This window comes from Kaistella treverensis, from assembly GCF_900114045.1.
Classification (GTDB): Bacteria; Bacteroidota; Bacteroidia; order Flavobacteriales; family Weeksellaceae; genus Kaistella; species Kaistella treverensis.
Map to the genome: position 1 here is coordinate 301988 of NZ_FORQ01000002.1, position 24644 is coordinate 326631.

General features: G+C 38.4%; 22 protein-coding genes. 8 read left to right on the forward strand and 14 right to left on the reverse strand.

What is annotated here, in order from left to right; all coding sequences use genetic code 11:
- Positions 1 to 19: 19 nt before the first annotated feature.
- Genes BMZ55_RS06815 through rpiB form a run of 6 tightly spaced genes read right to left on the reverse strand, consistent with a single transcriptional unit; the run spans position 20 to position 5439 of the window.
- The gene (locus tag BMZ55_RS06815) at positions 20 to 769 is read right to left on the reverse strand and encodes an SDR family NAD(P)-dependent oxidoreductase (protein ID WP_089819691.1); all 750 of its coding nucleotides are present in this window, start codon (positions 767 to 769) and stop codon (positions 20 to 22) included.
- A gap of 11 nt (positions 770 to 780) precedes the next feature.
- A complete protein-coding gene (locus BMZ55_RS06820; RefSeq protein WP_089819692.1) occupies positions 781 to 1152 on the reverse strand; it encodes a YraN family protein in 372 nt (123 codons plus the stop codon).
- Positions 1153 to 1154: 2 nt separating this feature from the next.
- Positions 1155 to 2084 (reverse strand): S66 peptidase family protein, encoded by a 930-nt coding sequence (locus BMZ55_RS06825; RefSeq protein ID WP_089819693.1) that lies wholly within the window; start codon positions 2082 to 2084, stop codon positions 1155 to 1157.
- Entirely contained in the window at positions 2081 to 2764 is a 684-nt protein-coding gene (locus tag BMZ55_RS06830; protein WP_089819694.1) for a LysE family translocator, read from the reverse strand. Before BMZ55_RS06830 ends, BMZ55_RS06825 begins: the two co-directional genes overlap by 4 nt.
- A gap of 52 nt (positions 2765 to 2816) precedes the next feature.
- On the reverse strand, positions 2817 to 4982 hold the full coding sequence (rnr, locus tag BMZ55_RS06835; RefSeq protein ID WP_089819695.1) for a ribonuclease R: 2166 nt from the start codon (positions 4980 to 4982) through the stop codon (positions 2817 to 2819).
- A gap of 25 nt (positions 4983 to 5007) precedes the next feature.
- Entirely contained in the window at positions 5008 to 5439 is a 432-nt protein-coding gene (rpiB, locus tag BMZ55_RS06840) for a ribose 5-phosphate isomerase B (RefSeq protein WP_089819696.1), read from the reverse strand.
- Positions 5440 to 6031: 592 nt separating this feature from the next.
- Here rpiB and BMZ55_RS06845 point away from each other — a divergent pair.
- Positions 6032 to 7222 (forward strand): phosphoglycerate kinase, encoded by a 1191-nt coding sequence (locus BMZ55_RS06845; RefSeq protein ID WP_089819697.1) that lies wholly within the window; start codon positions 6032 to 6034, stop codon positions 7220 to 7222.
- A 316-nt stretch (positions 7223 to 7538) separates the two neighbouring features.
- On the opposite strand, the gene BMZ55_RS06850 is transcribed toward BMZ55_RS06845, so the two are convergent.
- The 6 genes from BMZ55_RS06850 to BMZ55_RS06875 form a co-directional block, all read right to left on the reverse strand.
- On the reverse strand, positions 7539 to 8357 hold the full coding sequence (locus BMZ55_RS06850; RefSeq protein ID WP_089819698.1) for a class I SAM-dependent methyltransferase: 819 nt from the start codon (positions 8355 to 8357) through the stop codon (positions 7539 to 7541).
- A gap of 23 nt (positions 8358 to 8380) precedes the next feature.
- Positions 8381 to 10240: a tRNA uridine-5-carboxymethylaminomethyl(34) synthesis enzyme MnmG gene (mnmG, locus tag BMZ55_RS06855; protein ID WP_089819699.1), complete on the reverse strand. Its 1860-nt coding sequence runs from the start codon at positions 10238 to 10240 to the stop codon at positions 8381 to 8383.
- Positions 10241 to 10312: 72 nt separating this feature from the next.
- A complete protein-coding gene (gene ybeY / locus BMZ55_RS06860; RefSeq protein WP_089819700.1) occupies positions 10313 to 10720 on the reverse strand; it encodes an rRNA maturation RNase YbeY in 408 nt (135 codons plus the stop codon).
- A 4-nt stretch (positions 10721 to 10724) separates the two neighbouring features.
- Positions 10725 to 12887 carry a patatin-like phospholipase family protein gene (locus BMZ55_RS06865; protein WP_089819701.1) on the reverse strand — a complete coding sequence of 721 codons (2163 nt, stop codon included), beginning with the start codon at positions 12885 to 12887 and terminating at the stop codon, positions 10725 to 10727.
- A 1-nt stretch (position 12888) separates the two neighbouring features.
- On the reverse strand, positions 12889 to 15333 hold the full coding sequence (locus tag BMZ55_RS06870) for a bifunctional UDP-N-acetylmuramoyl-tripeptide:D-alanyl-D-alanine ligase/alanine racemase (RefSeq protein WP_089819702.1): 2445 nt from the start codon (positions 15331 to 15333) through the stop codon (positions 12889 to 12891).
- The gene (locus BMZ55_RS06875) at positions 15330 to 15920 is read right to left on the reverse strand and encodes a thymidine kinase (RefSeq protein WP_089819703.1); all 591 of its coding nucleotides are present in this window, start codon (positions 15918 to 15920) and stop codon (positions 15330 to 15332) included. The genes BMZ55_RS06870 and BMZ55_RS06875 overlap by 4 nt, the downstream gene beginning before the upstream one ends.
- Positions 15921 to 15981: 61 nt before the next feature.
- On the opposite strand from BMZ55_RS06875, the gene BMZ55_RS06880 reads away from it, so the two are divergent.
- From BMZ55_RS06880 to BMZ55_RS06910, 7 genes are all read left to right on the forward strand, one after another.
- Complete coding sequence (locus tag BMZ55_RS06880; protein WP_089819704.1) at positions 15982 to 16980, forward strand: hypothetical protein; 999 nt, start codon at positions 15982 to 15984, stop codon at positions 16978 to 16980.
- 9 nt (positions 16981 to 16989) lie between these two features.
- Positions 16990 to 18366, forward strand: coding sequence for a UDP-N-acetylmuramate--L-alanine ligase (gene murC, locus BMZ55_RS06885; protein WP_177179790.1), 1377 nt, complete (start codon positions 16990 to 16992; stop codon positions 18364 to 18366).
- Positions 18367 to 19101, forward strand: coding sequence for a 16S rRNA (cytidine(1402)-2'-O)-methyltransferase (gene rsmI, locus BMZ55_RS06890; protein ID WP_233701915.1), 735 nt, complete (start codon positions 18367 to 18369; stop codon positions 19099 to 19101).
- A 10-nt stretch (positions 19102 to 19111) separates the two neighbouring features.
- Complete coding sequence (gene fabG / locus BMZ55_RS06895) at positions 19112 to 19855, forward strand: 3-oxoacyl-[acyl-carrier-protein] reductase (RefSeq protein WP_089819706.1); 744 nt, start codon at positions 19112 to 19114, stop codon at positions 19853 to 19855.
- A 108-nt stretch (positions 19856 to 19963) separates the two neighbouring features.
- Complete coding sequence (gene egtB, locus BMZ55_RS06900; protein WP_089819707.1) at positions 19964 to 21115, forward strand: ergothioneine biosynthesis protein EgtB; 1152 nt, start codon at positions 19964 to 19966, stop codon at positions 21113 to 21115.
- Entirely contained in the window at positions 21112 to 22065 is a 954-nt protein-coding gene (locus tag BMZ55_RS06905) for an L-histidine N(alpha)-methyltransferase (protein WP_089819708.1), read from the forward strand. The genes egtB and BMZ55_RS06905 overlap by 4 nt, the downstream gene beginning before the upstream one ends.
- Complete coding sequence (locus tag BMZ55_RS06910) at positions 22062 to 22724, forward strand: aspartate/glutamate racemase family protein (protein ID WP_089819709.1); 663 nt, start codon at positions 22062 to 22064, stop codon at positions 22722 to 22724. Before BMZ55_RS06905 ends, BMZ55_RS06910 begins: the two co-directional genes overlap by 4 nt.
- 14 nt (positions 22725 to 22738) lie before the next feature.
- On the opposite strand, the gene BMZ55_RS06915 is transcribed toward BMZ55_RS06910, so the two are convergent.
- Together BMZ55_RS06915 and surE are read right to left on the reverse strand one after the other, a co-directional pair.
- Positions 22739 to 23779, reverse strand: coding sequence for a GMP reductase (locus BMZ55_RS06915; RefSeq protein WP_089819710.1), 1041 nt, complete (start codon positions 23777 to 23779; stop codon positions 22739 to 22741).
- A 35-nt stretch (positions 23780 to 23814) separates the two neighbouring features.
- The gene (surE, locus tag BMZ55_RS06920; protein ID WP_039342395.1) at positions 23815 to 24579 is read right to left on the reverse strand and encodes a 5'/3'-nucleotidase SurE; all 765 of its coding nucleotides are present in this window, start codon (positions 24577 to 24579) and stop codon (positions 23815 to 23817) included.
- Between the last annotated feature and the right edge of the window lie 65 nt (positions 24580 to 24644).

Below are 24644 nucleotides of genomic sequence, written 5' to 3' on the forward strand. Positions count from 1 at the left end.
AATTTGCCGGTTTAGCCGGTTATTTTCTGTGAATGGTTCTTGGTTCGCTTTGCGCTGCCGGGAAAATAGTAAGGTCGGAAATGCTGACATGTTTCGGTGCATTAATGCAATAGGAAATGGCATCGGCGATATCAGCGGCTTTTAAAGCATCGTAACCCGCGTAAACGGTTTTCGCACGCGCTTCATCACCTTTAAAACGAACGTTCGAAAAATCGGTTTCTACAGCGCCAGGCTGGATGTTGGTGACCTTAATTCCATGTTCCGTAAGCTCAAGCCGCATACCTTCAGAAATTACGTCAACCGCCTTTTTTGAAGCGCAGTACACCACACCATTTGCATAGGTTTGCCGCGCAGCAACCGAGGAAATGTTCACAATGTGACCCGAATTGCGTTTGATCATGCCGGGAATAATCATTTTAGAAACGTATAAAAGTCCTTTTACATTACCGTCAATCATGGCGTCCCAATCATCCGTATCGCCTGCTGCTAATGAATCTAAACCATGTGCATTTCCAGCGTTGTTTACTAAAACGTCGATATTTCTCCAGTCTTCAGGTAAGATTTCGAAAGCGCTTTCAACTTCTGGTAAAAACTTTTGGTCAAAGTTTAAACTAAAAACTTCGGTAAACTGCGAAAGTTTATGTTTAACCTGATCTAAAACTTCGGTTCTGCGTCCGCAGATAATCAGTCGGAAACCCTGTTGTGCAAAAAGTTCTGCGGTGGCTTTTCCAATTCCGGAAGTTGCCCCGGTGATTAAGGCTGTTTTCATTTTAATATATTTTAATTCGCATCAAAGCTTTGAAAAGCATCTTCCAAATGCGTGATTTTTAATTTTCCGGTGTCATCGGGTAGAACGGTGATGATATCGAAACGGACTTCCTGCGAAATATTATTCTGCTTCAAATAATGATCTGCCGCTAAAACGAGCAGTTTTATCTTGGTTTTTGTAACCGCTTCTTCCGGCGCCATAAAAATATCTGTGCCGCGTGCTTTTACTTCAACTACGATAATCTGGTTCTGAAATTCCGCAATAATATCGATTTCGGCACGTTGGTAGCGAAAATTTTTTTGGAGAATTTTATAGCCTTTTTCCACCAAAAAATCTGCTGCTAATTCTTCCGCGAGAGTACCAAAATCATTATGCTCTGCCATTTTTAAAATTGAACCATTACGTTATCTGAAACTTCCATTTTTACCGGAGCGCCAATTATCAGCGGCTTATTGTTGAAAATATGTCCGTTTGGAAAACCGAAAATAACCGGGAAATCATATTTTTTCAGCCGCTCAGAAATGATTTGGCAGGCAAATTCGTCAAAGCTTTCTTCGTAGTTTTTGTTCTCTTTTTCTTCGCCCATATTGATCATTCCGCCAACTATTAATCCTTTGATTTTGCGAAAAACGCCTGCGAGTTCCAGGCTCATCAGCATCCGGTCCAGTGCGTAAAATTTCTCGCCAATATCTTCGATAAACAGGATTTTATTTTTGAATTTAAAAGAGTAGGGTGTGCCCAGCAAAGCATAGATCAGCGCCAGATTTCCACCGACGAGCTGACCCTCCGCGCTTCCGTTTTTGTTCAACAAATGCTTTTCAACATTGTAAAAAGGCTTTTCACCTTGCATGATGTCAAAAACTAAATCATAACTATCTTCCGAAACGCCAAAACTCGAAGTTTTGATGGTTTGCCCGTGAATTGAAGCAAAATTATTCTTTAATAAATAGCTCTGGATGGCGGTATTGTCTGAATAACCGATATACCATTTCGGATATTTTTTAAATTTCGAAAATTTGAGATGCTGAAGCAAATGCTGGCTTCCATAGCCGCCGCGCGACGCCCAAATTGCTGAGATTTCATCATCATTCAGCGCCCAGTTTAAATCTGAAATCCGTTCTTTTTCGGTGCCCGCGTAATTGTATCCGTGATTGTATTTGGTGAAAATATATTTTCCTACAACCGGCTCGAAACCTTTTTCCCGAATTAAAGCCATTCCTTTTTGGAGTTGATCTTCGGTGACCATTCCTGCGGGAGAGATTAGGGCAATTTTAGCCCCTTGTTCGATGTTTTTTGGAAAAATAACTTTTTTCATGGCTTTAAAATTTTTTTTTCAGTACGCTCTGCTTCTTCTAATTTACGGTCGAAGGAATTGAATTTTTTAAAGCTTTGAAGAAAAATAACAAAACTAAAAGCAATTAAAATAAACCCGACAGCCCGGCGAATTTTATTTGCTAAAAGCTGTGTGAGTTTATCATGAAAAATCTTCGCTAAATAAATTTTAAACAAATCAATTACCAAATACGTCGCGACAACAAGTGCCATATAGAACAGAAATTCTGCAGTTTCCGGATAAGCGTTTCGCACAGAAATGACCGTTACCAGCCAGAAAAGCACAACGCCAATATTCAAAATATTAAAGAAAAAGCCGTTAAAAAATGTTTTAAAATAGTTTTGGTTAATCAGTTTTTCTTCACCTGCGAGGTGCATTTTGGTTTTCGAAACAATCATGTACAATGCGTAAATGAAAACGACGAAGGCGGTAATGCGGTAAAAACCCGGATGCTTATCAATGATTTCTACGAGGTCACCGCTGGCAAAATAAGACGCTACAATACAAATAATATCGGCTACAACAACACCTAAATCCAAGGTTATCGCATGTTTTGGACCGCGCGAAAAACTGGTTTCAATAAGCAGGAAAAAAATCGGGCCGATGAAAACCAGACTGAGCATAATACCGAGACCAACCGCTGAAAGAATGAGTTCTAACATTAATTTTTATTCAGGAAAAGACAGGATTTTTTGGAAATTAAAAATGGATTTTTTAAGAGTTCTGCGGTTCAACAATTTTAAAATCCAGCTGTTTCTGGATAAGATTCGCTTTCATTACTTTAATAGTAACCTTGTCACCAAGTTGGTATTGATTTCCAGTTCGGCTGCCTTGAACCAAGTGGTTTTTAGCATCATAACTGTAAGAATCGTCCATTAGATCGCGTAATTTTATCAGGCCTTCAGCACCATTTTCCGGAATTTGAACCCAGAAACCAAAATCTGCAACACCAGAAATAACACCGGTAAATTCTTCACCAATATGTTTTTCCATAAATTTCACCTGCATGAATTTAATCGAATCTCGTTCTGCATCCGCTGCAAGTCTTTCCATTGAGCTGCAATGCTTGGATTTTACTTCGTATTCCTCTTTATGTGGTGATTTTCCACCATCTAAATAATGCTGAAGCAAGCGGTGCGCAATTAAATCGGGATATCGACGAATCGGTGAGGTAAAATGTGAGTAATATTCGAAGCCTAAACCGTAATGTCCGATAGGATTGGTAGAGTAGACGGCTTTGCTCATCGAACGCATGGCAAGGGTTTCAATCATATTTTCTTCACCTTTACCTTGAACTTCTTTCAATAAATTATTGAGCGATTCGGCCACTTTTTTGGTATTTGCCAAATTCATTTTATAGCCGAAAGTTCCGACAAAATCGCGGAGTGCTTCCAGTTTGGCCGGATCCGGATCGTCGTGAATTCTGTAAATAAAGGTATTTCCGGTTGGTTCACCACGCCGGTTCAGCGAAACAAATTCTGAAACTTTTCGGTTCGCAAGCAGCATAAATTCTTCGATAAGATGGTTGGAATCTTTGCTGACTTTGAAATAAACGCCAATGGGTTCGTTATTTTCATCCAGATTAAAGCGGACTTCACTTCTGTCAAATGTAATAGCACCATTGTCAATCCGTTCTTTACGAAGAATTTTTGCTAAGCGGTCTAAAACCAAAATTTCTTCCGCCAATTCTCCCTCTTTTTTCTCAATTCTTTCCTGTGCTTCTTCGTAAGCAAACCTTCGGTCGGAATGAATTACCGTGCGGCCAAACCATTCTTTTTTAACTTCAGCATCATCAGTAATTTCGAAGACGGCGGAAAAAGTATATTTATCCTCGTTCGGACGCAAGGAACAAACGTCGTTACTTAAAACTTCCGGTAACATCGGAACCACGCGATCTACAAGATATACCGAAGTTGCGCGGTCATAAGCTTCATCATCGATCAAAGTTCCGGGCACCACATAATGCGAAACATCGGCGATGTGAACACCGATTTCCCAGTTGCCGTTTTCAAGCTTTTGAATTGATAAAGCGTCGTCAAAATCTTTTGCATCTTTCGGATCGATGGTGAAAGTGCAGATATCGCGCATATCACGGCGCTTTGCAACTTCTTCATGTCTGATACTGCGGTCCAGATTACTGGCTTCATTTTCAACATCTTCAGGGAAAGTGTAGGGTAGACCGTACTCAGCCAGTATCGAGTGAATTTCGGTTTCGTGTTCGCCTGGCGCACCCAAAACTTTAATGATTTCACCTTCGGGATTTTTCTCACCTTGTTTCCAATCGGTCATTTTTACCACAACCTTATCACCATCCTGGGCGCCACCAATTTTTCCTTTCGGAACAAAAATATCGGTATTTATCCGCTTTTTATCGCCAACAACAAAACCAAAATCTTTATGTTTTATAAACTGAAAAGTTCCGACAAATTCGGAACGGCTGCGCTCCAGCACTTCAAGTACAGAACCTTCGATCTTGCGGCCTTTAAAATGATACGTTACAATAAGAACCGTATCACCCTGTAAAGCATCTTTTACGTTTTTTGAATGCACGAAAATATCATCCTCTAAGCCTTCAACTTTTACATAGGCATTTCCGGTTTGGTTAAAATCGATAATTCCGGTCAAAGTTTCTTCAATTTTTAAATTGATGATGTACTTTCCTTTTTCCACCTCCTTGATGCGCTGCACACTCAGCAGCTGATGCAGCGCCTGAATAACCAATTCACGCTGGCGCGGGTTTTTGTAATCAATACCATCCGAAATCTGCTTATAATTATAGATTTTGGTAGAATTGTGGTTCATAAACTTTAAAATCAGGCGACCGATTTCCTGTAATTTATGATCGTTTTTAGCGGAAATATATTTCTTTTTTCTTGGCATCTAGTTTATTTTTATGTGTTTAAATTTAGCAAACGCTGATTTTACCAACGCGGTTCTGATGTCTTCCACCTTCAAATTCCGAAGTAAGGAACTTTTCTACAATTTCCACAGCAAGTTCGCTGGCTATAAATCTAGCTGGGATGGAAATCATATTCGCATTATTATGTTTGCGGGCTAAATCAGCCAGTTCCGGCATCCAGCACAGCGCGCAGCGAATTTTCTGGTGCTTGTTTGCGGTAATCTGTACGCCGTTACCACTACCGCAAATCAGGATTCCAAATTCGTTCTTACCATCTGCTACAGAATTTGCAGCAGGATGCACAAAATCCGGGTAATCAACGGAATCTTCAGAAAATGTACCAAAATCTTCAACTTCGTATGATCCCGCCAGATGTTGCTTAATGATCTCTTTATACTTAAAACCTGCGTGGTCACACGCAATTGCTATTTTCTTCATGATTTATATATTGAGGTTGGTGTAGAATAAACACAAATTTAAGATTAAAAATATTAATATATTTTGCGAGGAACATTAATTTACGGCACGGTAATTTCTGTGTTTTCCGCTTTTTTAACAATCTCGGAAAACTTGTGGATTAAGTTTCTAATTGGTGTTAATAACTTTCGAAAAAGAAGTCTTTCGTAATCCAGAAAATTTGATATTGGTAAAAATCCGCGAACAATTGAATTTTAAATTTCAATTTTTTACTGAGGTCTTCAGCGGGAGTTTTCAATAAAATATTTGTTCATAAAGAGGTAAATTTTATCTTATTAACAAACGTTGATAAAATTTATAATGTATTATAAATCAGATATTAAAAATGTTGATAAGTACACCAGCAACTCCATAGACTATGTGACTAAATTCTTTAGTAAAAGTTCTCCGCAAAGCCGTAACCTACAACAACACTATTCATATTCTTTATTTATAAAAAAGAATTTACTGTTGAGAAAATGAATGAAAGGGTTTTGTGGAATTTAAAAATCAAAATAATTTCCAGACGAGGGAATTAATCTTACATTTGTTAAACTTAAAAACCGGGATTTTTATGAAAACAATTAACGATTTTAACTTTAAAGAAAAAAAGGCTCTGGTACGGGTGGATTTCAATGTTCCGCAAAGCGCTGACTTAAAAGTTACCGATAACACCAGAATTCAAGCTGTAAAACCGACAATTGAAAAGATTTTAAACGACGGTGGTTCTGTTATTTTGCTTTCACATCTCGGTCGGCCAAAAGGTAAGTTCTGTGAAGAATTTTCGATGAAAAATCTCATTCCGGAAATTGAAGAAGTTTTCGGTAAAACCGTAAAGTTTTGTGAGGATTGTATGAGCGAAGATGCGCAAAAAATGACCAATGATCTGAAAGACGGAGAAATTTTAATTTTAGAAAATGTTCGTTTTTATGAGCAGGAAGAAAACGGTGATGTAGAATTTGCTAAAAAATTAGCTTCGTATGCCGATGCTTTTGTAAACGATGCCTTCGGAACCGCACACCGCGAGCATGCTTCTACCGCTGTAATCGCACAGTTTTTCCCTTCAACTAAATTTTTCGGTTTATTGATGGCGAAAGAATTAGAAGCGATTGATAAAGTGCTGAAAACTGGCAAAAAGCCTGTTTTAGCAATTTTGGGTGGTTCAAAAGTTTCGTCAAAAATTACTATAATTGAAAATATTCTTCCAGCTGTAGATCATCTGATTATTGGCGGCGGCATGGCTTTTACTTTCATTAAAGCACTCGGTGGTGAAGTTGGTAATTCCATAGTAGAGGAGGATAAACTTGGTTTAGCGCTTGAAATTTTAGAAAAAGCAAAACGGCTGAATGTTGATGTACATCTGCCGGTAGATGTGATTATGGCTGATGAATTCAATAATGACGCAGATACAAAAGAAGTAGATATTTATGATATTGAACCTGGTTGGATGGGCTTGGATGCTGGTACCAAATCCCGTTTGTTATTCAATGACGTGGTGATGAAATGCCGGACAATCTTATGGAACGGTCCGATAGGAGTTTTTGAAATGCCAAATTTTGCTTCTGGAACTATATCTTTAGGTGACAGCATTGCAGAAGCAACGAAATTAGGTGCATTTTCATTAGTTGGTGGTGGCGATAGTGTGGCTTTTGTTAAAAAGTTTGGTTACGAAGATAAAGTGAGTTACGTTTCCACCGGCGGTGGAGCAATGCTGGAAAGTTTGGAAGGCAAAGAGCTTCCCGGAGTAAAAGCGATTAACCAATAAAGTATAATTATAAAAATTTCCTGCTAAAGCAGGAAATTTTTTCATTTTGAAAAACTACAGTTAATAAATTGAGTTTTTGCTTTTTAGTAAAGTTAAATTTGCTTCAATTACATCAAAATAAAATATCCTGCTAAAACAGGATATTTTTCACTTTTGAAAAACTACGTTGAAATTCTGAAGTTCCTGATTGGTAAAATTTAACTTCCTTTAATTATCAAAAAATTTCCTGTTAAAACGAGCTTTTTTTTTGTTTTTGCAAAAATTTGGTTGAATTGGTCAAAAATTGACCTTTATAAATACCTCAAAAATTAAATAACTATTTTTTTTCGATTATGTATATCAAACTGGAATATTCTCCGGTTTTTGATGCCTTAAAATTGGAAATCGTTCCGTAAACCAGTCCTTTTAACCAAAAAATCGGTGATTTTTTATATTTTTCGCTCAATGCTGAAATATAATACGCGTCGAGTAGGAGTGGTTTAATTTTTTTCACTTTCCATTTTTCACTGGTCATAAGTTCTAACATTCCATTTTTTGAGAAATGAAATATATGTCGCGGGACATCATAAGCTGCCCAAAACTCTTTATATTTTTTTGCATCGTGAGACGTGGGATTTGGTACAGCTATTATTAGTTTTCCGTTTGCGGAAAGTTTGTGATAAAATATATCCAGAATTTCCTGCTGATTTTCTATGTGCTCAAAAACATGCCACAGCGTAATTGCATCTAATGAATTGTTTTCAACTTCCTCTAAGGTTGAAATAAACTTACCGGAAGATACCTTTTTTTGTGCAAAACTTCTGGCTGTTTCATTTGGTTCAAAGCCATAAATTTTTAAGTTTCCTTCGATTTTTTTTAAAAATTCACCCGCACCACAACCATAATCTAAAACACTTGAACCAATTTTTACCTGCTCCAGAAGTATTTTTTTTTTGTAATCTAAATTAAAGTTTTGCAGAAATTTGTAAACTTTTTCTTTTAAACTGCCGGAATCCTGATGATGAGATATATAATTTTCACTTTGGTAGTATTTAGAAAGATCTTTTGGAACTAGATGTGTTTTCCAAATACCCGGAATTTCAGTTTCTTTTAGCTCAAAGGTTTCTTGTGTAAGAAAATGATCTTTTATTTTCATTATATATTGTTTCACGTGAAACGTTACTTTAAAAAAATCAGCAAAATGTTAATATCTGAAGGCGAAACACCACTTATTCTAACAGCTTGAGCTATGGTTTTTGGCCGGATTTTATCTAATTTTTGTCGCGCTTCGGTTGACAATGATTTCAAATCTGAGTAGTTAAAATTTTCAGGTATTTTAATAGTTTCCAATTTCTGAAGTTTTGCGACATTGTCGCGTTCTTTATCAATGTATCCTTTGTACTTAATATTTATTTCAGCCTGCTCTTTAATTTCAGGTCCAAAATTCGCGGTAAAATTTTTAATTAAATCTATCTGTTCCAATTTCTCCAGCGTCATATTTGGACGTGTTAATAGGGTCGCAGTTTTAAAAGCCTGATCAACAGGTGAAGATTGAATTTCAGTTAGTATTGGATTTATAACACCTGGTTTTAAGGATGTATTTTTTAGAAATGTTTCAAGTTTTTCGCTTTCGTCGATTTTCTTTTGAACTTTTTTAAGTCTCTCTGCGCTGGCTAAACCTAAATTGTACGATTTTTCGGTAAGACGAATATCAGCATTATCCTGACGCAACAAGAGGCGATATTCAGCGCGCGAGGTAAACATTCGGTACGGTTCTTCAGTTCCTTTTGTAATTAAATCGTCAATCAGAACTCCAATATATGCTTCATTTCTGTTTAAAGTGAAAGCATCTTTACCATGGACTTTATTGTGTGCATTAATACCTGCCATTAGACCTTGTCCAGCTGCTTCTTCGTAACCTGTTGTGCCATTAATTTGTCCTGCAAAATAAAGGTTATTTATAAGTTTAGTTTCTAAGGTATGGGTAAGCTGAGTAGGAGGGAAGTAATCATATTCTATTGCATAACCTGGTCTGAAAACTTTGGCATTTTCAAAGCCTGGAATATGACGCATCGCTTTCAACTGAACCTCTTCAGGAAGTGAAGAACTAAAACCATTAATATACATTTCTACAGTTCGCCAACCTTCCGGCTCTACAAAAAGCTGATGTCTTTCACGTTCTGCAAACCTATTTATTTTATCTTCAATACTTGGGCAATAGCGCGGGCCCGTGCTTTGAATTGTGCCGTTAAACATCGGACTTCTGTCAAAACCTTCGCGTAAGATTTCATGAACAGTTTCGTTCGTGTAAACAATATGACAACTCATTTGTTTTGTCATTTTTGGTGTGTCTAAAAAGGAAAAACTTTGAGGGTTTTCATCACCTTTTTGTTCTTCCATTTTGGAATAGTCCAACGTTCTGCCGTCAACACGCGGAGGTGTTCCGGTTTTCATACGGCCCGCTTCAAAACCGAATGAAATAAGCTGCTCTGTTATTCCTACAGCTCGTGGTTCACCCATTCTTCCGCCACCAAGTTGCTTATCCCCAACGTGAATTAAACCATTAAGAAAAGTTCCGTTGGTTAAAACAACAGATTTTGCTTTTATCTTTAAACCAAGCGAGCTTACGACACCTGCTACAGCGTCATTTTCTATAATTAAGCTTTTTACCATATCCTGAAAAAAATCCAGGTTTGGTGTCTGTTCTAAAGCAATCCTCCATTCTTCGGCAAATAGCATTCGGTCATTCTGCGTTCTTGGCGACCACATTGCCGGACCTTTTGAAAGATTCAGCATTTTAAACTGAATCGCAGATTTATCCGAAACGATGCCGGAATAACCACCCATCGCATCAATTTCCCGAACGATCTGTCCTTTTGCAATTCCGCCCATTGCGGGATTACAAGACATCTGTCCGATCGTTTGCATGTTCATTGTGATCAAAAGTGTTTTTGATCCGAGGTTCGCTGCGGCAGCTGCAGCTTCTGAACCTGCATGCCCGGCGCCAACTACAATGACGTCATATATATCATTTATCATAAATATCTTCTAAAATGTTTCACGTGAAACTTAAAAAAAAACAGCAAAAGAGGGGGAAATTTTTTCGAAATTTTAAAGCAGGTTTAAATAAAAATCTTCTTTTTGTCGCATAATTTTTACTTCCTCTTCGCTTTTATCTTTATAGCCACATAGGTGTAAAATACCATGTGCTAAAACGCGGTGAAACTCTTGATTAAAATTTTTCGCAAGTTTTTCTGCATTTTCTAAAATGCGGGGCAAAGATACGAAAATATCAGCGGAAATATTTTTACCCTTCACATAATCAAAGGTTATGATGTCCGTATAGTGATCATGCTGAAGGTAATCCTGATTCACCTTCAGCAAACCTTCATCCGTGCAAAAAATGTAGTTAATTTTACCCGTTTTTTTTCCTTCAAGAGAAATAATCTCTTCTAACCACACTGAAGTGCTCGGTTCAATGGTTATTTCGTTTATATCTTCAAAAAAATAATATATCATAATTTTAAAACCAATGACCGAGAATCACGCTTATTAAACCTTTTTTCTCCTGTAAAGATTGGCTGTAATTTAATTTAATCTGTCCGAACGGTGATTTGTAACCCGCGGTAATTCCCGCCGAAGAATCAGTAACGTGTAAAATTTCATCTACTTTATAATCGTTGAAAATATTTGCTAAACTAAAGCTGGCTTCTACAAAATAGTTTTTGTAAATATTAAACTGCAGATTATTAGAATTCATCAGCATATTTTCACCGGATTTTTCTCCAAATTCATAACCACCCAAACTGTTAAAATTGCCCAAATTCTGGTCAAAAATTCCACCAAGGCGATATTGATAATACTTGCTTAAAGTTTCACCAACAGTAAAACCACCGAAAAGCTTTAATTTGTAGGTTAACCACGAAGTAAGCGGGAAATTTAGATTTGAATTAACCTTTAGCTGAAAAGTTTTACCGTCATTTTTATTATTAAAAATGTCTAATAATTTCCCTTCGGCATTTAGCAAAAATCCTCTTGTGGGGAAATTTCGGTCGTCCTGCGTATCGGTTTTTATAAAAACATAGGCATTTAAAAAATTATCAGAGTCGCTGTATGTGGTTTGACCTACAAGTTTAGATTCAAAGTAGTCGTGACTAAGACCGCCGCCGATCGCAAATTTATCACGCCAAATAGATTGGAGAAATGCTTCGTTTCGAAACCAGTTCCATTTATCATTTAAGTTTCCTGCTGCATCCTGCAATTCTAAGGACATTCCGGATGCGTAAACACCAAAACCGGGAATATACCCGTTATCGATGAAATAATTGAAATAATAGCGTGGCTGGTCTCCCACAACCAAATCCAGCGACACCGTAGAGTTTTGAAAAAGCAGTCTTTTAGCCGTTGCATTTACAAGCAAACCCGTCTTGAAAACTTCATCATAATGCAAGCCAAATTTCAGGAAAAATCTCGTGTCGTCTTCTGTTACATTCAGTTTTAAATAGTTTTGGTCGCCGCCCTGAATAATGTCATAATTAATAAGCCGGTAATTATTCGTGGCGTATAGCTTATCAACCATTTTATTGATGCTTCCGTACGTTTGAAGCGACGGAATTTTTAAATTCATTTTTCCTTGTACGTAATTCTTTCGGAAAATCAGGTTATTTTCCACAGCCAAACTATCTATTTTATAAACATTGGAATAAATTGAACTCAGCGGTGCTCGTAACAATTCCTGCTTTCTTTTGGGTAATTTATCAAGAATATCAGCATATTTTCTAGCTTCTACGTAGCCAGAATCAAGGATTGCTTTTTTCGCATCGTAACTAGTGGCACCAGAACCGGCCAAATCGGGGTGAATATTAATATCAGTGTAGGAATACTGGTTTTTGGTTTCTTTCTGAATACCAAAATCGATGACCTGGTTTAAAATAGAAATTGCTGATTCCAGATTTTTTCGGCTTGCAAGTCCCTGACTTAAATCAACACCAATGACTACATCAATACCTTTTTCTTTAAGCGGTTTTGAAGGGTAATTTACCGTCATCGCACCATCGATGTATAGCGAATCACCAATTTTAACCGGATTCAGCAGCCCGGGAAAAGCAGAACTCGCCATAATTGCTGAAACCAAATCACCTTTCTCGAAAACCTCCATTTTTCCGCTTTCCAGATTGGTCGCAACGGCCATAAACGGAATCGGCAATTTCGAAAAATCACTGATTGTTGAAACGTTTTTGAAAAGTTCCTTTAATAAATAAATGTTCTTTTGCCCGGTAGAAATTGCTCTCGGTAAAACATTAATTTTTCCGTCTTTAATGGGGATTGAAAGAATATATTTGTCGACTGATTTGTTGAAAAAAGAGGATTCCTGACGGGTTTTTTCATTCGCGATGATGGAGTAGAAGTCCGTATCCATCACGATTTTTTCAATTTCTTTACCGGTATAACCGGAGGCATACAAACCTCCAACAATTGCGCCCATACTCGTGCCGGAAATATAATCGATTTTTACACCCAAGGAATCCAAAACTTTTAAAACACCAATATGCGCAAAACCTTTAGCGCCACCGCCTGAAAGCGATAAACCAATTTTTGGGTTTTTAGGGATTTTGAAGCCTTCTTTTAACTGGGCTGACCATTGTAAGCTTAAAAAAAACAGGCATAAAACGGCAAATTTTTTCATTTTAATCTTTGATGTATATTCGTTTTACCCGACGCGAAATTGAAGTTAAAACTTCGTATGGAATGGTAGAACAGCTTTCTGCAAATTGTTCCAGCGAAGGGCAGGAGTTGAACAAAATTACCTCTTCACCTTCCTTTATCGATGCATTACCAAGATCAACCATCAGCATGTCCATACAAACATTTCCGACAATCGGGAAAATGCTGTTCTGAATTCCAACTACGCCAACTTTATTTCCCAATAACCGCGGAATACCGTCGGCATAACCGACTGGGATTGTTGCGATTTTGGTGTCTTTTTCAGCTTTAAATTTACGGTTATATCCCACAGATTCACCTTTTTTAACCTCCGAAATTTGGGAAATTACCGTTTTGAAAGTTACCGCACTTTTCAGTCTTTTATATATTTCAACATTGCTGCTAATTCCGACCATTCCAATTCCAATGCGAACCATTTCGAACTGATATGCGCAAAAGTTTACAATACCGGTGCTGTTCAGAATATGGCGAATGGGTCGGTAAACTAAATTTTTGGTTAAGAAATTGGCATTTTTTTCGAAAATTCCAATCTGTTCCAATGTGTACGCATTTTCGTTTTCATCATCGGCAGAACTTAAGTGACTGAATATGGATTTTACCTTCACGTTCATTCCTTGAAGTTTCGAAATTAGCTCCGGTAATTCTTCAGTTTTAAATCCGAGCCGGTGCATTCCCGTTTCCAATTTAATGTGAATTGGATACGTCTGCATAATTCCTTTTTGAAGCAGCTTTTCATTGAATAAATCCAGCACACGGAAGCTGTAAATTTCAGGTTCCAGATTAAAATCAATAATGCTGTTATAACTGTGCTGCTCAGGATTCATCACCATAATCGGTGTTGTAATGCCGTTTTTCCGCAAATCTATACCTTCATCAGCATAAGCAACACCTAAATAATCGATGTGGTGATGTTGAAGAAATTCTGCGATTTCGTATCCACCAAGCCCATAAGAATACGCTTTAACCATCGCCATCATTTTGGTTTCAGGATTTAGCAGCGATTTATGAACGTTGATGTTGTGTAAAATTGAGTTCAGATTAATTTCTAAAACCGTGTCGTGCTTTTGAAGTTCCAGAAAAGTTTTTACTCTTTCGATTTCAAATTTCCGCGCGCCTTTAAGCAGAATTAAATGATTTTCAACCAGGTTAAGTTGATGACTATCAATTAATTCCTGCGTTGTGGTGAAGGTATGCGTTTCATTTTTAAAAAATCCTTCGTGCTGCGTTATTTCTGAACCGACGAGGAAAATTTGGTCGAAATTCTGCTGATTTGTTAATGCAGCAACTTCGTGATAAAGCTCCTGTGAATTTTTACCTTCCACAAAATCCGTCAAAATCAGGCATTTTTGCGGCTTATTATATTCTTTAATATTTTGATAAGCAATTTTCAGCGAATCGACATCCAGATTAAAAGAATCGTTGATAATCAAATTATTACGAACACCGATGACACTTTCAAGCCGCATTTCGATGGCTTTCAAACTGTTTAAACGGCTGACAATCTGGTCGTTTGTAAATTTAAACTCTTTTAAAACCGCAATTACACAAAGCACATTGCTGATTGTCGCTTCATCACGCTGGGAAACCGGAAAAGAGAATTTTTCACCCAAATAGCTCACGGAAATTTCCTGCGTGCGGTCGGTCCAGTTATTTACAATATGCAAATCGTTTTCTTCATTAAAACCGAAAGAAAACAGCCTTTTAGCAGGGAATTTTTCTTTAACAGCACTTCTAACCGCGGGATTGTCACCATTAAAAATGATTAATTCTGAATGTTTAAAAAGCTTGATTTTCTCCGCAATTATTTCATCAATACTTTCAAAATTCACCGAGTGTGCGGTACCTATATAGGTGAGAATTCCAATTTCCGGTGAAAAAATATTTTCCAGAATTTCCATTTCTCCCGGCTTCGAGATTCCAACTTCGAAAATTCCGAGTTGATGTTTCTGCTTTATTTCTAAAAGTGAAAGCGGAAGACCTAATTGTGAATTAAAACTTTTAGGGCTTTTAACGGTGGTAAAATCATGAAAAAGCGACTGGTAAAGCCATTCTTTAACAATTGTTTTACCGTTACTTCCGGTAATTCCAATGGTTTTTAATTGAAATTGTTGCAAATGGTATTTAGCAAAATCTTGCAGAAATAGCAGCGAATTTCTTACAATGATCCAGGTAACATCAGCGAATTGCGGCAAATAGTTTTCGGCGATAATTACCGTAATTCCTTTTTCAATAACCGACTGAATATATTTTTCACCAGAATTTTTTGCCGTTGTAATGGCAATAAATGCCGTATCGTTCACAGAATAAATATTTCTGCTGTCGTACGCGATATTTTTAATGGAAATATCGGGATTACCGATCAATTGGGAGCCGGTTATCTGCGCGATTTCTTTGGCTGTATAATTCATTCGGCTTGCCTATTCAGGTATTCTTCGTTGAAAACCTTTCTACTTACGGCTTCGTAGCTGTCGGTTTCACCAAGTTGTACCAAATCCGTGTTCGCAGAAATTCTCATCGAATGGTTGGCTAAATTTCCGGTTCTTTTGCAAATAGCGTGCACCTTGGTTACATATTCCGCGGTCGCCATTAGGTTTGGCATCGGCCCGAAGGGACGGCCCAAAAAATCCATATCAAGTCCCGCAATCACCACTCTAACGCCACTGTTAGCCAGCTTATTAGCTACTTCTACAATGCTTTCATCAAAAAACTGTGCCTCATCGATTCCAACCACATCGCAGGTGCTGCCAAGCAGTAAAATTTCGTTCGGGCTTTCTACCGGTGTACTTCGAATTTTATTTTGATTGTGCGATACCACTTCTTCCTCGGCATAGCGGGTATCGAGTTTCGGCTTAAAAATTTCCACGCTTTGCCCAGCCATTTCAGCGCGGCGCAGTCTGCGGATTAATTCCTCTGTTTTTCCTGAAAACATAGAGCCGCAGATGACTTCCATCCAACCGCTTTGTTTTGCGTGATTAATTGTATTTTCTAAAAACATTTGTTAATTTAGCCGTAAGAATTTAATGCCCAAAATTACGGAAATTTAATAAGAAACTGATATGCAGAATCTTCAAGATATACAGGAAAAAGTTTTTTTTGAGATCAAAACAGTTCTCGAAACATTGGGAAAAGTAGCATCGGTTGATGAGCTTCTGGCAAAACACGACTTGTTCAGCGAAGTTGCGGACAGAGTGGCATTTCTGAGGATTCTGGAAAAAAATTCCGAGGGTTTTGAGCAGATTTTTAAAGATTTTAATAACGCGCTTTCCGTTAAAGAAAATCAGAAAAAAACCGCCTTTTACCAGGAAGAAAATTTCGATGATTCGTCTTTTCCCGAAGATGTCATTGAAGAAGAAGTTCTGTTTACCAACGAGCTTAATGCGATTGAACCTGAAGAATCTGCTAAAACACCTGAACACCAGGAAATTTTACCGGATCCGAATTTTAGCAAGGAGCAAAAGCAGTACAATATTAATGTTGAAGAAGCGCGCGCTTTTAACGAAGAACAGCATATTTTAGAAAATTCCACAAGCGCCGATATTATCGCGCAGAAAGAAAGAGAATTGGAAGAAACCGAAGCGCGGCGCCGGCAGATTGTGGAAATCAGCAAACACGCACAGGAAGCGCAGCCAACTGAAGAAAGTTCTCATAATGAGGAAACTCCCCTTCAGCAGGCAGAAAAAAAATTCAAACTCGCTCATATCAAAGGATTAAAAGCCGTAAAGCAAATTTTTGATAATGATCCGCTGGAAGAAGAGAAAGAAATGCAGCCGGAAAAAGGCAGCATTTTGAAAACCAATGTTCAGACGGATTTTATGGAAGCTGAAAGACGCAAACCGGAATTCCGTTTGGATTTAAATGACAAAGTTGCTTTTACGAAAAGCCTTTTTAACGGAAATTCTGAGGAATTATCGGCAGCAATTGCACAGTTGAACAGCTTTAAAACTTTGGACGAAGCAAAAAGTTTTCTCAGCGAACTGTATCACGAAAGAAACTGGGCAAAATCGGATGAATATGCGCAGCGGCTCTGGAGTTTGGTTGAAAATAAATTCATGTAAGGTTGATTGATGATTAATAAAATAGAGGATTTTAACAGCGTTTTTTTTATTGGCGTTGCGGGCGTTGGAATGAGCGCCATTGCGCAATATCTGAAAGGAATTGGTAAAAAAGTAAGCGGCAGCGACCGTTATTTTCATGCTGACGAATTTAATAGAACCCGCGAACAGCTGGAAAATGAAGGAATTGAGTGCTTTGTTCAGGACGGCAGCGGAATCACCGAAAAAACAGATTTAATCGTAGTTTCCACGGCAATTGAAGATACGGTTTTCGAAGTAAAAAAAGCAAAAGAACTAGGAATTCCAATCATAAAACGCAGTGAACTTCTTGCAATAATTGCTGAAAGTAAAAAAACCATCGCGGTTGCCGGAACTTCGGGTAAATCTACAACTTCAGCAATGCTGTACCAAATTTTGCTGGACGCTAAACTGAATCCCAGCATTATTTCTGGCGCAGGCTTAACAAGCATCATTAAAACCGGAAAAATAGGTAATGCAGCCGTAGGAAAAGGCGAGTGGCTGATAATTGAAGCCGATGAAAGCGACGGCTCCATCGTGCAATATCAACCTGAAATCGGGCTGCTTCTAAATATCGATAAAGATCATCAGGAAATTGAAGAGTTGCAGGATTTATTCACCACTTTTAAAAATAATACAAAAGGTTTATTCATTGTAAATCAATCAAATACACTGGCGAAGGAATTGTCTGCAAATGCCGCAAATGATTTTGGTTTCGAGAATAATTTCGCAGGCTATTCCGCAGAAAATTTTCAGCAAAACGGTTTGGAATTAAGCTTTGAAGTGAAAGGCCAGAAGTTTCAGATGAACTCTTTGGGTCAGCATTCTGTAGAAAATGCTTCCGCTGCTATTGCAGTTGCTAATCAAATCGGTGTTGATTTGGAAACCTGTGCTGAAAGTTTGGCAAAATACGAAGGAATTTACCGCCGTCACCAAATCCTCGGAAAGAAAAATGGGGTTTGGGTGATTGATGATTACGCACACAATCCAGCGAAATGCGCAGCATCAATTAAAGCTTGTCAGCCTTTGGCGAAAAAAGTTATTGCCTGGTTCCAGCCGCACGGTTACGGCCCGACGCGTTTTTTGAAAGATGATTTTATTGAAGAAATTTCAGCAGCTTTACGCCCGCAGGATGAAATTTGGATGAGTGAAATCTTCTATGCCGGAGGAACAGCGGTGAAAGATATTTCCGCAAACGACTTGATTGAAGGAATAAAAAATAACGGCAAAAATGCCCATTTTATTGAAGATAGAAATAATCTGCTTAAAGCACTTCAACCTGAATTAAGAGAAGGCACACTTTTGCTCTTAATGGGCGCGCGAGATCCAAGCCTGGAAATGTTCTGTAAAAATATTTTTGAAAATCTGTAGATGAGTGGAATAATGTATTTTGTTCCAACACCGATTGGGAATTTAGAAGATATGACATTCAGGGCGGTAAAAATCCTGAAAGAAGTTGATTATATTTTATGTGAAGACACACGGACTTCGGGTGTGCTTTTAAAACATTATGAAATAGCTAAACCACTGAAATCTTATCATTTACACAACGAACATCAGAGCACGCAAAAGGTTATTGAAGATTTAAAAAACGGTCAAAACATCGCCATCATTACTGACGCCGGAACACCTGGTATCTCGGATCCGGGATATTTGTTGGCAAAAGCAATTTCCGATGAAAATCTGGAAATGCAGTGCTTACCGGGCGCAACGGCTTTTGTTCCAGCACTCGTGGTTTCAGGATTACCAAATAACGAATTTTTATTCGCAGGTTTTTTACCTCAGAAAAAAGGGCGGCAAACCAAATTAAAGCAACTTGCAGAAGAAAAAAAGACGATTATTCTTTACGAAAGTCCACATAAAATTAATACGACTTTAGAACAAATCAAGGAATTTTTCGGTGCGGAAACAAAGGTGAGCTTAAGCCGGGAAATTTCAAAAAAATTCGAAGAAACCAAACGCGGAACAATCGATGAGCTGATTAATTTTTCCAAAAGTAAAACTTTAAAAGGTGAAATCGTGCTGATTATCAATAATGTAATCGTAAAAGAAGACAGCGAAGAAATTCCGGCGTCTAAGAATAAATTCAAAAAAACAGAAAAATAAACGGGAAAATATGGGATTATTAGAAGGAAAAGTTGCGGTGATTACGGGCGCAACACGCGGAATCGGAAAAGGTATTGCAGAAGTTTTTGCTAAAGAAGGTGCCCACGTAGCTTTTACTTACGCAGGTTCTGTGGCTAAAGCAAAAGCGCTGGAAGAAGAATTGGGCAAGCTTACCACCGTAAAATCGTATCAATCTGATGCTTCGGATTACGATGCGGCGCAACAATTGGTTTCTGACGTTATCGCTGAATTCGGTAAGATAGATATTTTGGTAAATAATGCCGGAATAACCCGTGATAATTTGATGTTACGGATGACCAAAGAGGATTGGGACACGATCATCAAAGTGAACTTAGACTCGGTTTTCAACCTTACAAAAGCTGTTATTAAGCCGATGATGAAAGCCAGAACAGGTTCAATCATCAACATGACATCTGTGGTCGGAATTAAAGGAAATGCCGGTCAGGCAAATTATGCCGCTTCAAAAGCGGGTGTAATTGGTTTTTCTAAATCGATCGCGCTTGAGTTAGGTTCGCGAAATATCCGTTGCAACGCGATTGCACCTGGTTTCATCGAAACTGAAATGACCGCGGCTTTAGATGAAAAAACGGTACAAGGCTGGCGCGAATCTATTCCGTTGAAACGTGGCGGACAGCCGGAAGATGTAGCCAACGCTTGTGTATTCCTGGCGAGCGACCGTGCCGCTTATATCACCGGACAGGTTCTGAACGTCGATGGTGGAATGCTGACCTAATAATTAATTCCGAAAAAAGCGCCAAATCACGCCAAATTTTTAGCTTGCAGGTAAATAAGAATAGCGGAATATGTTTTGTATTCCACTATTCTTAATTACCATGATTGTATGAGCTCATTATTAGAACTGTTCCAAAAAACGCGTGCGCAGACCGTGGCGCTTTGCGAACCTTTGGAAATTGAGGATTATATTCCGCAGCCTGTGGATTTCGCAAGTCCTCCGAAATGGCATTTAAGCCATTCAACCTGGTTTTTTGAGGAGATGGTTCTTAAGAAATTCATTCCTGATTATCAGGTTTTTAACCCGCATTTTGGCTTTTTATTCAACAGCTATTATCAAACGCTCGGTGACAGAGCAATTCGCACCGAACGCGGGACGATTACCAGACCGACTGTTGCCGAGGTTTATAAATACCGCGGTTACGTTGATTCGCACATTTCGAAATTACTTGAAAATAATGAAAACGGCGACTTAGACGAGCTTATTATTCTTGGAATTAACCACGAACAACAACATCAGGAACTGCTGATTACGGACTTAAAGCACACTTTTTCCTATAATCCAACTTATCCGGTTTATAAAAAAGAATTCAGCCTTACCGCGCAGAAAAATACCGAAACTGGTTGGGTTAAAATTGAAGAAGGAATCTACGATATTGGTTTTGAGGGCGAAGGTTTTCATTTCGATAATGAAAAAGGTCGGCACAAAGTTTTTCTTCACGATTTCGAAATCTCAAAATCTCTCATTACAAACGGTGAATTTCTTAAATTTATAGAAGCCGGCGGCTATGAAAATTTCCGTTTTTGGTTAGATGAAGGCTGGTCCTGGCTTCAGGAAAACCAAATAAAATGCCCATTATATTGGAAAAAAATTGATGTTGAATGGCATTCTTACACTTTAGAAGGTTTAAAACCGCTTCAGCCGAGCCATGTTCTTGCACATATTTCTTTTTACGAAGCGCAGGCTTTTGCGACCTGGAAAGGTTTGCGGTTAGCGACGGAATTTGAATGGGAAGCCGCTGCAGATCAACTACAATGGGGAACCCGCTGGGAATGGACGTATTCAGCGTATTTACCATATCCAAATTTTAAAATTGCTGACGGCGCTGTCGGTGAGTACAACGGAAAATTTATGATAAGCCAGATGGTTTTGCGCGGTGCTTCTACCGCAACACCAAAAGGCCACGAAAGAAAAACCTACCGAAACTTTTTTCACCCCAAACACCGCTGGCAAATCACCGGAATACGATTAGCAAAATGACAAAAGACATTACTTTTTTAGAAGATATTAAAACCGGTTTTTCGCATTCACCGAAATATATTTCGTCGCAATATTTTTACGATAAAGCCGGCGACAAGCTGTTTCAGCAGATTATGAACATGCCGGAATATTACCTAACCGACGCTGAAATGGAGATTTTCAAAGAGCAAAGCGACGCAATTATTAAATCGTTTGAACTTGACCCGAAAAAAGAATTTGAACTGATAGAATTGGGCGCCGGGGACGGTAAAAAGACGCAGCACTTGCTAAAGGCCTTACTCGCGAAAAAATACAGATTCACCTACATTCCGGTGGATATTTCGCAAAATACGCTAAATGTCATCGAAAGCCGCTTGGATGATGTTTTGGTAAATCTGGAAATTTTGCCCAAACAAGGGGATTTTTTTCAGGTTCTGGAAGAACTTATTGCGTCGCAAAAACCAAAAGTGGTTTTATTCATAGGTTCCACTTTGGGAAATATGCCGGATGAAGTCGCTAAAGATTTTCTGAACCAAATTTCTGCGCATCTAAAACCAAATGAAAAATTGCTGTTGGGTTTGGACCAAATTAAACCCGTAGAAATTGTGCTGCCTGCATACAACGACGCTGCCGGGATTACGCGCGAGTTTAATCTGAATCTGCTTCGCAGAATTAACCGTGAGCTTGAAGCAGATTTTATCATTGAAAATTTCGAGCACGCGCCGGAATACGATGAAATAGAAGGAATTGCAAAAAGCTATTTGAAAAGCAAAAAAGACCATACAGTTTTTATTAAAAGTTTAAACCAAACTTTTCATTTTGCTGAAAATGAGCTCATTCACACCGAAATTTCCCGGAAGTATAACGATGAAATTTTAAACAAACTTATAAGTGAATCGGGTTTAGAAATTTCCGAAAAATTCCTTGATAAAAGGGGATATTTTGCTGATTATATTTTAACCAAAAAATGAGTTCAGCCGGAAATATAAAAGCAATTTTAGGTCTCGGCAGAGTGTCGACAGTTTATTACTTTAATGAAATTCAGCAACGCTATCAAATTCAGCAAAATGAATTTTCGACGTGCCCACTTCTTCTATACCAAACTGATTTTCAGGAAGTAAATCCGTTTTTGCCTGGAGAATTTGAAATATTAATTCCAAAGGTCAATAGCTATTTGGACAGAATTGCTGAATTGGAAATTTCCAGCCTTTTAGTGCCGAATATTACGCTCCACGAAACTCTAGACCAAATCGATTTACCGTTTGAAATTTACCATCCGGTGGATTTAGCTTTAAAATATTTTGAGGAAAATTCAATTCCGCAAGCTTTTGTTTTTGGAACATTATACACGATGAACGGCGATTATTTAAAAGATAAATTCGCAGCGCAAAATATTAAGCTTTTACAGCCAGAGACTGCAGATCAGCATTGGCTTGACGATTTCCGTAAGTCGGTTTACAATGAAACGCAAACAGCTGATGAGGTGAAATATTTTCAAAATTTAATTGAAAAATACGCACAAAAAAGTCCCGTACTTCTTGCATGTACGGAACTTTCTGCTTTTTCACCGAAAGATAATTTGCGGTGTATTGATATGGCTGAACTTCAGATTGAAGCTTTTTTAAAATGAAAAAATTTGCCGTTTTAGCCGCCAAAAATTTGGTTTTCCTGTTCCGCTACGCGGATGAAAGTAGTGCGTTTTGAAAGTTCGCGCAATTGCGAAGCACCAACGTAAGTACAAGTAGAGCGCACACCGCCCAAAATATCCTTCACTGTTTCAGCAACTGCACCTTTGTACGGAACTTTCACCGTTTTTCCTTCGGAGGCGCGGTATTCTGCAACACCTCCGGCATGCTTATCCATCGCGGTTTGCGAGCTCATTCCGTAGAAAAGCCGAAATTTTTTGCCGTTTTCTTCCACGATTTCTCCGCCGCTTTCGTCATGTCCGGCAAACATTCCGCCGAGCATCACAAAATCAGCACCGCCGCCAAAGGCTTTTGCCACATCACCTGGAACTTTGCAGCCGCCATCAGAAATAATATGGCCACCAAGTCCGTGCGCCGCGTCAGCACATTCGATAATTGCGGACAGCTGCGGATAACCGACACCGGTTTTAATTCTGGTTGTGCAAACCGAACCCGGACCAATTCCAACTTTAATGATATCTGCGCCCGCCAAAATAAGTTCTTCTACCATTTCACCCGTAACCACATTTCCCGCGATAATGGTTTTGTCCGGAAACTGTGCACGAACTTTTTTCACGAAGCCTACAAAATGCTCGGAATAACCATTCGCAACATCGATGCACAGAAAATTAATTTTTGGGTGCTTTTCGACTATATTTTTGATTTTTTCTTCATCGGAGGAACCAATTCCGGTGCTTAATGCGATGAAATCATAGATGGAATCTGGCTGATTGCTTAAAAAATCACTCCATTCTTCGAGGCTGTAGTGTTTATGAATGGCGGTGATTATTTTATCTTTTGCCAGCGCTTCTGCCATTTCAAAAGTTCCGACCGTATCCATATTTGCAGCGATAATCGGCACGCCGCTCCATTTTTTTTGAGAATTTACGAAGGTGAAACTTCGTTCAAGACTAACCTGCGATCTGGATTTCAAGGTCGAACGTTTCGGACGGATCATCACGTCTTTAAAACCTAATTTTATTTCGTTTTCTATGCGCATTTTTTACATTAATTATAATTAAATTTTGCTGGGAATTATTCCATGATTTGCTTTAAGCTTTCCAGATATTCATAAGCTGTAAGGTCAAATTTTACAGGAACAATTGATATAAAGCCGTCTAACAATGCGGTTTCATCAGCATCGTCGCCATCATCCATATTGTTGAAATAACCGGTCAACCAATAGTATTTTTTACCGTGCGGGTTTACCCGTTCATCGAAATTTTCCTCCCACTTGGCGTTTGCCTGACGGCAAACTTTGATTCCTTTTATTTCGTCTTTATCAAGTTTCGGAATGTTTACGTTCAGCACAATACCTTTCGGCAAAGGATTTTCCAGGACATTTCGAACAATTTTCTGGATATATTCTTTAGCCTGCGAAAAATCCGCATCCCAGGAAAAATCAAGCAAAGAAAAACCAATCGCCTGCAAACCTTCTACACCAGCTTCTACCGCAGCACTCATGGTTCCCGAGTAAATAACGTTGATGGAAGAATTGGCACCGTGGTTAATTCCGGAAACGACCAAATCGGGACGTCGTGGTAAAATTTTATCCAAAGCAAATTTCACACAGTCGACAGGCGTTCCGCTCAGCGAATAATCTTTTTGGGCACCTTCGAGGTTGATTTCCTCAAAAGTTATCGTAGAATTTATAGTAATAGCGTGACCTTTTCCGGATTGTGGTGAATTTGGAGCAACGACAATTACTTCGCCGATTTCGCTCATAAATTCCACCAGATTACGGATTCCGGGTGCGGTTATTCCGTCGTCGTTGGTCACTAATATCAGGGGTTTTTGCATATAAATTTTCAGTTTCCACAAATTTACTTAAAAAATAGTGCGTAGATATAAATAAGGTATTAATT